The sequence below is a fragment of the Enterobacter sp. K16B genome (assembly GCF_020216105.1).
GTDB classification, from domain to species: domain Bacteria; phylum Pseudomonadota; class Gammaproteobacteria; order Enterobacterales; family Enterobacteriaceae; genus Enterobacter; species Enterobacter sichuanensis.
This window is the reverse complement of sequence record NZ_JAIWJZ010000172.1, coordinates 1-1782: the sequence shown is the minus strand read 5'-3', so window position 1 is coordinate 1782 and position 1782 is coordinate 1. Positions and strand designations below refer to the sequence as shown.

The following is a 1782-nucleotide window of genomic DNA, read 5'->3' as shown; positions in this document are numbered from 1 at the left end:
ACGGATTAACAGTCCGCCGTTCTACCGACTGAACTACAGAGGAATCGTTGTGGAGGCTTATCTTAGCGGTGAAAAAAGTTTTGTCAAACCTGATCTTAGAGAAAAACGACTGATTGCTGATTCTGTCATCAGTTTGTTGTAAATCCACACATCTTTTTAAGGAAAATACTTTGCAGGATTAGCATTTGTCCCCCATCATTTGAAATGGAGTTTCAACTTTTCTCGCTAAGGTCCATTTTGAACGTCACTGCCTCCTTACGCCAGGCGATAACGCGCACGCCATGGTATGCAAAACGTAAAAGCTATCGTGTTCTGTTCTGGCGTGAAATCACCCCTCTTGCTGTGCCTATCTTTCTGGAAAACACCTGCGTTCTGTTAATGGGCGTGCTGAGCACCTTCCTGGTGAGCTGGCTGGGGAAAGAGGCGATGGCCGGGGTAGGGCTGGCGGACAGCTTTAATATGGTGGTGATCTCGTTCTTTGCCGCTATAGACCTCGGAACGACGGTGGTGGTGGCCTTTAGCCTTGGCAAGCTTGACCCCAAACGTGCCCGCGAGGCGGCCCGCCAGTCGCTGATGATCATGACTATTTTTTCGATCGTTCTGGCGGCGCTGATCCACTATTTCGGTAAAGAGATTATCGACTTTGTCGCCGGGGAGGCCACCACTGAGGTAAAAGACCTGGCGCTGACCTATCTCGAGATGACCGTCATAAGCTACCCGGCGGCAGCCATTGCGCTGATTGGCAGCGGCGCGCTACGTGGGGCGGGTAATACCAAAATCCCGCTGCTGATCAACGGCGGAATGAATATCCTGAATATCATGATCAGCAGCGTGCTGATCTACGGCGTGTTCTCATGGGATGGACTGGGGTTCATCGGCGCCGGGCTGGGGTTAACCATTTCACGCTATATCGGTGCGGCGGCCATTATTGGGGTGCTGATGGTGGGGATCACGCCTTCGCTGCGTCTTACGCTGAAAAGCTATTTCCGCCCCTTTAATTTCGCCATTATCTGGGAAGTTATGGGGATTGGTATTCCCGCGAGCATTGAATCGGTGTTGTTTAACGGCGGGAAACTGCTGACGCAGATGTTTGTCGCCGGGATGGGCACCGACGTTATCGCCGGTAACTTCATTGCCTTTTCCATTGCCTCGCTGATTAACCTGCCGGGTAACGCGCTGGGGTCGGCATCGACCATCATTACCGGCAAACGGCTCGGGAAAGGGCAGATAGGCCAGGCGGAGCGGCAGTTGCGTCACGTGTTCTGGCTGTCGACGATTGGGCTGACGCTGATTGCCTGGGGCACTGCGCCGTTTGCCGGGCTGATGGCCTCGTTCTATACCCACGAAGATGACGTGAAAGAGGTCGTAAAAGTCCTCATCTGGCTCAACGCGGCCTTTATGCCCATCTGGGCGGCCTCATGGGTATTGCCCGCCGGTCTGAAAGGCGCGCGGGACGCCCGTTTTGCGATGTGGGTTTCAATGCTTGGCATGTGGGGATGTCGCGTCGTTGCCGGGTATACGCTCGGGGTGATGCTCGGATGGGGCGTGATCGGCGTCTGGCTGGGGATGTTCCTCGACTGGGCCGTGCGCGGCGCGCTGTTCTACTGGCGCATGGTCAGCGGGCGCTGGCTGTGGAAATACCCGCGACAGAATGCCTGACAATTGCGCGAAATGGAGAATAATTCGGCAAACGATCGGAAATATGCATTCTGCCTTTGACATCATGGGGGAGCATCGATAATATGCGCCCCGTTCACACGATTCCTCTGTAGTTCAGTCGGT

General features: G+C 54.5%; 1 protein-coding gene. It reads left to right on the top strand.

The features are described from left to right. Nucleotides 1-204: 204 nt before the first annotated feature. Nucleotides 205-1659, top strand: a complete 1455-nt coding sequence (gene emmdR / locus LDK53_RS22060) for a multidrug efflux MATE transporter EmmdR (RefSeq protein ID WP_225288077.1) — start codon at nt 205-207, stop codon at nt 1657-1659. Nucleotides 1660-1782: the final 123 nt, after the last annotated feature.

Excerpts from the sequence above, each read along its gene's own strand:
- emmdR (WP_225288077.1), top strand. The coding sequence starts at position 205 with ATGGAGTTTCAACTTTTCTCGCTAAGGTCCATTTTGAACGTCACTGCC.